Origin of the sequence: Picosynechococcus sp. NKBG042902, from assembly GCF_963864045.1 — a bacterium.
Lineage (GTDB): Bacteria > Cyanobacteriota > Cyanobacteriia > Cyanobacteriales > MRBY01 > MRBY01.
In genome coordinates this window covers 1-6048 of the sequence record NZ_CAWLTV010000032.1, presented here as the reverse complement: position 1 = coordinate 6048, position 6048 = coordinate 1, and the positions used below count along the sequence as shown (strand labels likewise).

The following is a 6048-nucleotide window of genomic DNA, read 5'->3' as shown; positions in this document are numbered from 1 at the left end:
TCCAAGTTCCTATAACAGTTTTTCCTAAGCCGGTTGAAGCAACTAACATTGAACCACCATATTCTTTGATTTGTTTAAGCGCAAGAGAAATCATATCTTTTTGGTAAATTAATGGCTCTTTATCATAAGTTGTTGAAACTTCTTTAGTCTGATCCAATGCAAGAATTGTCTTTAAATAAATATCCCAGGGTCGACACAGCTCTAGCCATTTTTTTAAATGTGTTAATAACTCTTGAGTAATATCAATGGCATTTGAAAAATAATCATTAAATTTTTTGATTAATTCAGCTACTTGTTGTGTAATATAAGAATTCAACTCTGTTTTGATCTCTTGAGAAGCGTTATTTGTTTGTTGAATATATTGGTCAACAAGCAATGATGAATATATACATCCAGACTCTATTTGTTCAACTAAGCCTTTACCCGTCGTATTAGAAGATGTAACAATTGCTGTATCTGAATCAACAATGTAAAGTTTTGCATGATGATCTGTTGCTCTTGCATCAACAATATGGAAATTATTAGATTCAATTTTTGCAATTAAATCAAGTACTGTTTGTCGACGTTCTCGGTCTAGTCCTGTACGAAGATCTAGAAGAATAGCATCGATCAATAATTTTCTTGCTCTTTCTTCACCTGGCTCATCGATACCGACCAACAAATAAACTTTCTTATTTTTTGTAGAGGATCGAATGAATCCCCATCCCCGGAGTGTAAAAAATCCACTTGCGATGCGAATTTCACTTTTACCTTGTGAAAAGTAATGCTTGATTTGCTTGATGGTTGCTCCACTTTCAAACCATGTAACAGGAAAACTTTGCATTTGGGAGAGAAAAATAAATACAAAAATATTATAACCGCCTCTTCTTAATTCGAGAAATGATTTTAAAATTTTGATGGTCAATTAGGATGTAGAGTACGACACAAAGGGGCGTTCTCGGCAAAAGAGCGGCAATTCCAGCAGTCATACGGAGCATAAGCAATCCGTTGCCATCATTGACCCCAGTGAAATTCTGCAACTCTCCCAGGGGAAAGCGATTATCTGGAATCGCGGCATTGGCGATCGCCAGGGTTCCCGCATTCCTCTGATCCAAACCATCATTATTCCAGAGCATGATGTCAAGGCGTTTAAGGAATCCACTGCCGATTGGGAAACCCTCAAGCAGCAGTTTTTAAAGACGGCATTGCCCCACTTCACCCAGCGAGATTTCCAACGACGAGATTTGGCCCTAATTTCTGCCTATCAAGAAATCTGTTCAGATCTTCCCCAAGCGAAAACGCCTACCAGTAAAGAAATTGACCTCGATCAACTGCGTCAAGATGCCCAAGCTTTTCGGGCAATTGATGCCCCAGAAACCGCCGACTTACTCGCCGCTGTTTTCTGATCCTGAAATTTATTTTGCAACTTTATCCGAATTTTCGCCCCTTTTTTCTCTTACTCCATAGAAGGCAGTTTTTGCCTTTATACCAATACTTTGAGGTACTCTCCCATGCTTATGGATTCTGACCAAAAACTCATTGACGACCTCCCAGAAGTAATCCGCGCCAAGGTCGATTTTTCTGAATCCCTCGGTTTACTCACAGGTCAAGGTTGGGACGCTGAACCTCTGCCTGACAATTATCTGCCTGAATATGTCGAGATCTATGCCAATGGTGCGGACGACACCTGTTTCGTTGTCCATCAAGGTTGCTTGATCTACGTTGACCAAGATTTTCTCGGCGATCGCACTACTGCCACTTTTGTCCTCGTCATCGACGAAATCCCCCGCTATGTCCAAGTCCATGGCGAACTTGTTCTTGATACTTTAGGTGGCTGTTTATTGCCCGATATTTTATTATCTCCGACTGCCCAAATGTCTTTCCTACTCCGTGCTTTAAAACGGTAAATCTTTGCACTTTTCTTCTTTTTTTGAGATCATTCCATGGATATTCAACAATCTAGTGATCAGCAATCTGCCCGTGAGATCACCAACAATTCAATTGATACGGCATATCTAACCCTCTCCGCCATCGAAGAATTCCTCCATAAGCTCGTTCAACTGGGCATGAAGGATGATCAAGAGATTACGATTCGCGTCAGCTCTAGAAAAATTTACGATGGCACTGTTAGCGGTGAAGGCAAACAAGTCAAACTCACTCCCAAGGAAACAAAAACCCTCAATGAAGCCTTTGCTCCCCAAGAAAATTCTGGTTCTGTGCGCATTCTTGATAAAAACAATCAGCTTTTATTCAAAAGCAAGGATGGCATTATTTCGACGAATCAACTGAGCACGACTCAGACAGAGACCCCAACTGAAAAAACAGCGCCAGTAGCCGATTCTCCGCCGCCAGCATCCCCCGAAGTTGTCGATACTTCTGCGCCTGGAGTAGAGTCTTCTCCCTCCTTTGTCACGCAAAAGTTTGAGGTACTGCAAGAAAAGCTTAATCTTGCCAATGACAGACTTAATGAGATGCAGGCGCGTTTAGACGCCCTTGTGCAAAGTCAAACCCTCAATCCCAAGCAGGTGACCACGCTGAATCAGCCGGTAGGAGATTGGTTTAATCAGCAGCGCAATATGGTTGCCGATAAACTGCGTGGTTTAGCAAATCAGTTTTCTGTCACTGCCTCCCAGAAGTTTAAGCAAACCCATAACCAGGTCAAGCAACATGTCCATCAAACTCTTAGCCATACTGGACAACAGGCAGCCACGGTTTTTATGCAAAATTTTGTCGAACCTGCGGTTAAGGTCGTCGTTAGTCAGATGGAGAAAATTGGGGAGGTGGACATTGCTCAAGATGGAACAAAAACCTTCCAAACCAACGCTATTTCCTGGCAAGTCACTCCGGACGGGGGCGTTAATTTAACGCGCAAGGCTGACAATCAAAAGATTACACCGACCTCTGCCACCTCCAAGGATATGAATATTCTCCAGAGTTTTGTCCAACAAACCCATGAACGCTACGGACAAACCCAGAAGCTGCTTCCTCAATCGGCTTCAGTGGAAAATCACCCACCTAGCTACCGTTCGCAGATTCAGAAGGCATAGATCATGGAAGCATTTGCCCTTATCTATTTCGCCCACCAACTGATCTCCTTTATGGGATTTATTCTCTATCGAGGTCGCTGGCTCTGGGTCTGTCTGCTGGTCATCGAGGGAACGGGGAGTTTTGTCCTTAATCGTTCCTTTCTACGGATGGCTTTTGGCTCTCCTCCCGCCCTTGAATGTCCGGTACAACGCTAAATTTTCGTTTTTGACATCCTTCGGGATGTTTTTTTACGGAGGTCATTTGATAGCGTATATGCTATCTTTAGGGCATGGTTCCCCGCATTGTCTTAGATACCAATGTTTTTGTGAGTGCTTTAATTAGTGCTTCTGGCTTGAGTCGAGAGCTGCTTCGTCGCTGCCTTCAGGGTCAATGCTTACCACTCATGGGTAATGCTTTGTTTACTGAGTACGAATCAGTGATTCACCGCAAAGATGTTCTCACTCGATGCCCTCTCTCTCCTGATGAAATTCAGACGTTATTGGCGGCACTTATGGGGGTTTGTCAGTGGGTTTCTATTTACTATCTCTGGCGACCTAATCTACAGGATGAAGGCGATAATCATTTGCTGGAATTGGCGATCGCCGGCAATGCGCGAGCCATTATTACGGGGAATACCAAAGATTTCCAAAGGGCTGAACTACTCTTTCCTGATTTATTAATTCTTACACCAGAAATGTTTATACGGAGGTTACAAGATGGCAACATTAACAATTCGTCTTCCTGATGATAAACACTCTCGTCTCAAGGAATTAGCGAAGGCAAGGGGGATTAGCCTAAATAAATTGATGGAAGAATTTTCTAATATTGCTCTCGCTGAGTTTGATGCCCACACTCGCTTTAAGGTACTAGCTGCAATGGGTAATCAGGCTCAGGGTTTAGCCCTGTTAGATAAGCTTGATCTGCATTTTCCGCAATCTTAATTTAGCCCTCTTGTGAGCTGACTCCTTTCAGTTCCAGAGTATAGATGAGGATTACCTCAACCTTCATCCCTTTTAACTATGAATCTAGAGGTGTGCGTGACAAGCACCAAATCATTGAGGAGCCTATGGAGCGAAAGTTTCACGTCCGGTTCTGGAGACGAGTGGTTCTAGCGAGGGAATCACTTAGCTTAACCAATTACCCATCTTTAAACACCGCCAGATATGGAGCATAGCAAAAAGCTCTATTCCGTTTCTGTCCTGTGATTTCCTCCAGTAAACCAATATTACAAAGGTCTTTCACCAATCTATTCGCATTGGGATAGGATAACCTCGTCACCTCCATGGCATGTTCCACCGTGAAGATCGGCTTAAAATAAAGCGTTTCTAATAAAGCGATGGCATTCCCCGACTTTCGCCCCATCCGCTCCAACAGTAAAATACGGTGCTCCTCCTTTAGTTGGACAATCTGCCGTGCTGTCCTTGCCGCCTCATTTGCCGTTTCTGCAATCCCCCGCAGGAAAAACTTTAACCAACTCTCCCAATCCCCTGCATCTCGAACCCCCTGCAACAGGTCGTAATAACGAGTTCGATACTTCTTAAAATAGTAGGAAATATAAAGTAAAGGTCGCTGGAGGATTTGCTGCTCACAGAGCAAAAAAGTAATCAATAAACGACCCGCCCGACCATTCCCATCCAAAAACGGGTGAATCGTCTCGAACTGCGCATGGGCTAAACCAATCTTGAGCAACGGCGGCATAGGTCGCGGATCATGTAAAAACTTTTCTAAATTATCCAAACACAGCTTCATCTCATGGGGTGGCGGCGGTACATAACTCGCATCTTGAAGCGTACAACCACCCGCCCCAATCCAATTCTGAGTACGGCGAAACTCCCCCGGACTCCGTTCAGCACCTCGAACTCCCTGCATCAATTTTTTATGGATTTCTCGAATTAAGCGCAAGGAGACAGGTAACGACTGTAAACGCTCCAAACCGTAATTCACCGCCGCAATATAGTTAACGACTTCCTCCACATCCTGTGGATTATCCGGATCCAAAGTCTGAGATTCAAACTCCAGTACATCAATCAGAGAAGCCTGAGTTCCTTCAATCTGACTCGATAATACTGCCTCTTTACGAACATACATAAAAACAAATAGATCAGGATTCGGTAATGCATCCGTCGAACCATCCAGACGACCCAATGCCCGATCTGCCAAAGAAAGTAAATTCCACATTTCCTGATCCATCTCAATCTCAGGACTTGGTGGCAATGGCTTCGGAATAAACGCCCGATAGCCCTCTACTTGTTGCACATACTGACCCGCTCGGTTGGCGATCGCCATAATTATCGCTTTCGTTAATACTGAACCAATTCCAAGGTTATATTATCGAAAAAGTGCTTATTTCGTTAATATGACGGCAGTCCTACAGGAATAAGGATAGCTTCAGAAGCAAAGACAATTTTCAAGTATTGCTATATTTCTTTGCAAATCACCCCTGACGGTGGCGTGAATTTAACCCGCAAGGCTGACAATCAAAAAATTACACCGACCTCTGCAACCCCGAAGGACATGAACATTCTCCAGAGTTTTGTCCAACAAGCCCATGAACGCTATGGATAAACCCAGAAACTGCTTCCTCAATCGGCTTCAGTGGAAAATCACCCACCTAGCCACCGTTCGCAGATTCAGAAGGCATAGATCATGGAAGCATTTGCCCTGATCTATTTTGCTCACCAACTGATCTCGTTTATGGGATGTATCCTCTATCGAGGTCGCTGGCTTTGGGTCTGTCTGCTGGTCATCGAGGGAACAGGCAGTTTTGTCCTTAATCGTTCCTTTCTACGGATGGCTTTTGGCTCTCCTCCCGCCCTTGAATGTCCTTTTCAGCGTTAATTTCTTTGGCATCTTCGAGGATGCCTTTTTTTTGGCAAAAATTCTATTGATGCGCTATCTTGGCACAAGAATAAAGATTTATTTTTATACATTTATGGACAATATTTCTGATATTAAACTAGGTACAATTAATGCAAAAATTCGGTTTGAAGTGTTAGCTAGTACAGCTAATTTACCTCTTGCTTTAACCTTACTCGATAAGTT

The 6048-nt window shown here is 43.4% G+C and carries 11 protein-coding genes; 8 read left to right on the top strand and 3 right to left on the bottom strand.

All coding sequences use genetic code 11. The features are described 5' to 3' along the window. Together AACR41_RS00465 and AACR41_RS00460 are read right to left on the bottom strand one after the other, a co-directional pair. Nucleotides 1-823: phospholipase D-like domain-containing protein (locus AACR41_RS00465; RefSeq protein WP_030008295.1), on the bottom strand; the 823-nt coding region annotated here is incomplete at its 3' end. Nucleotides 824-851: 28 nt separating this feature from the next. Then, complete coding sequence (locus tag AACR41_RS00460) at nt 852-1115, bottom strand: hypothetical protein (protein WP_030008294.1); 264 nt, start codon at nt 1113-1115, stop codon at nt 852-854. Between the two features lie 69 nt (nt 1116-1184). On the opposite strand from AACR41_RS00460, the gene AACR41_RS00455 reads away from it, so the two are divergent. The 6 genes from AACR41_RS00455 (at nt 1185) to AACR41_RS00430 (ending at nt 3947) form a co-directional block, all read left to right on the top strand. Further along, a complete protein-coding gene (locus AACR41_RS00455; protein WP_030008293.1) occupies nt 1185-1385 on the top strand; it encodes a hypothetical protein in 201 nt (66 codons plus the stop codon). A gap of 105 nt (nt 1386-1490) precedes the next feature. After that, nucleotides 1491-1886, top strand: a complete 396-nt coding sequence (locus AACR41_RS00450) for a hypothetical protein (RefSeq protein WP_084150045.1) — start codon at nt 1491-1493, stop codon at nt 1884-1886. Between the two features lie 36 nt (nt 1887-1922). Beyond that, nucleotides 1923-3026 carry a hypothetical protein gene (locus AACR41_RS00445; RefSeq protein WP_030008291.1) on the top strand — a complete coding sequence of 368 codons (1104 nt, stop codon included), beginning with the start codon at nt 1923-1925 and terminating at the stop codon, nt 3024-3026. A gap of 3 nt (nt 3027-3029) precedes the next feature. Continuing rightward, nucleotides 3030-3221, top strand: coding sequence for a hypothetical protein (locus AACR41_RS00440; protein ID WP_030008290.1), 192 nt, complete (start codon nt 3030-3032; stop codon nt 3219-3221). A 74-nt stretch (nt 3222-3295) separates the two neighbouring features. Then, entirely contained in the window at nt 3296-3751 is a 456-nt protein-coding gene (locus AACR41_RS00435; protein WP_012308640.1) for a putative toxin-antitoxin system toxin component, PIN family, read from the top strand. Beyond that, a complete protein-coding gene (locus AACR41_RS00430; protein ID WP_030008289.1) occupies nt 3723-3947 on the top strand; it encodes a toxin-antitoxin system HicB family antitoxin in 225 nt (74 codons plus the stop codon). Before AACR41_RS00435 ends, AACR41_RS00430 begins: the two co-directional genes overlap by 29 nt. Before the next feature lie 196 nt (nt 3948-4143). Here AACR41_RS00430 and AACR41_RS00425 read toward each other — a convergent pair whose 3' ends face one another. After that, a complete protein-coding gene (locus AACR41_RS00425) occupies nt 4144-5292 on the bottom strand; it encodes a Fic family protein (protein WP_030008288.1) in 1149 nt (382 codons plus the stop codon). Between the two features lie 141 nt (nt 5293-5433). On the opposite strand from AACR41_RS00425, the gene AACR41_RS00420 reads away from it, so the two are divergent. Further along, nucleotides 5434-5571 (top strand): hypothetical protein, encoded by a 138-nt coding sequence (locus AACR41_RS00420; protein ID WP_161768757.1) that lies wholly within the window; start codon nt 5434-5436, stop codon nt 5569-5571. Nucleotides 5572-5652: 81 nt separating this feature from the next. Beyond that, a complete protein-coding gene (locus tag AACR41_RS00415; protein ID WP_152551044.1) occupies nt 5653-5844 on the top strand; it encodes a hypothetical protein in 192 nt (63 codons plus the stop codon). The last annotated feature ends 204 nt before the right edge of the window (nt 5845-6048 follow it).